General features: G+C 67.3%; 1 protein-coding gene. It reads right to left on the bottom strand.

Features of this window, described 5'->3' with window-relative positions; all coding sequences use genetic code 11:
- Positions 1-1,126 (bottom strand): ThuA domain-containing protein (locus tag ACWFR4_RS49135; protein WP_453658535.1); only part of this gene is annotated, 1,126 nt, incomplete at both ends.

Raw genomic sequence — 1,126 nt, 5'->3', positions numbered from 1 at the left:
GCGTGATGCCGACCAGACCTTCCTCGTTCTTGACCAGCTCGTCGCCGCTGCCGCGGTTGCCCATCACGTCGAGTGTGGTGAGCAGTTTGACCTGCTTGGTCTTGGGGTCCCACTGGTGGATCGTGCCGCAGCCCAGGCCCACCTTGGGGTCGTTCCAGTCGGAGATCGGACCGCTCGGGCATGCCGCCTTGCCGATGTAGAAGCTCTTGCCGTCGGGCGCCACCGTCAGTCCGTGCGGCTCGCCGATCTGGTCGAGCTGGCCCGCCTGGTTCTTGCCCGTGAGCCGATCGACCGAGTAGTTCGACGCGATGGTCGCCTGGCAGTCGCCGCGGACCATGCCGGTCGTCCACTCGATGGCGCCGAGCAGATGACTCTGGAACTTGGTGTCCGAGGTGTAGCTGTCCTCGGTGCGGCCCATGCCGGTGTAGAACGACCGACCGCCGTCGTAGTCCCGGCACCAGGAGATGGGGTGGAAGGCGCCGTTGCCCGCCGGCCCGGGGTCGTAGGAGTTCTCCTCGACCTGGGCGACCGTCTGGACGTTGCCGTCGGGGTTCGGGTCCCAGTTCATCCACTGGTCGGACCGGGTCCACTTCAGCGGCAGGCCCTTGTTCGCCGGGTGCTGGCGGTCTGTGACGTCCACGACCGCCTGCTGCACCTTGGTCTCCGGCGCGGGCGCCGGGTCGGCGCCGAACAGCCGTAGCTCGGCCAACTGAGTAAGCGGCTCACCGGAGTTGGCGGTGATGTTCAGTCGGTAGTACTGATAGGTGGTGGTGTTGGAGAACTTGTACTGCTTGGACTGGGCGCGGTCCGCGAAGCTCTGGCCGCTCTGGGTGTCCAGCGCCTTCCAGGTGTCCCCGTCCTGCGAGCCCTGAAGGGTCCAGTCCTTGGGGTCACGGCCGGCAGAGTCGTTGGCCGACGTCAGCGAGTACTGGGCCACCGCGACGGGGTGGTCCATCTTCGCCGTGACCCAGGCCGTGGGCTGGTGAGCCAGCCACTTGGTCGTGTTGCTGCCGTCGAACAGATTGGCCTTCGTCTCGTTCGGCGGGTTGTCGTCGCTTGCCGTGACCTCCGCCACCTTCTCGGAAGCGGGCAGGCCGGAGGCCGGCCGCGTGCCGATCAGGCCGGT

The sequence above is a fragment of the Streptomyces sp. NPDC055140 genome, assembly GCF_053607285.1.
Note: the sequence above shows the minus strand (reverse complement) of the source record. Positions and strands in the feature narration are given on the sequence as shown.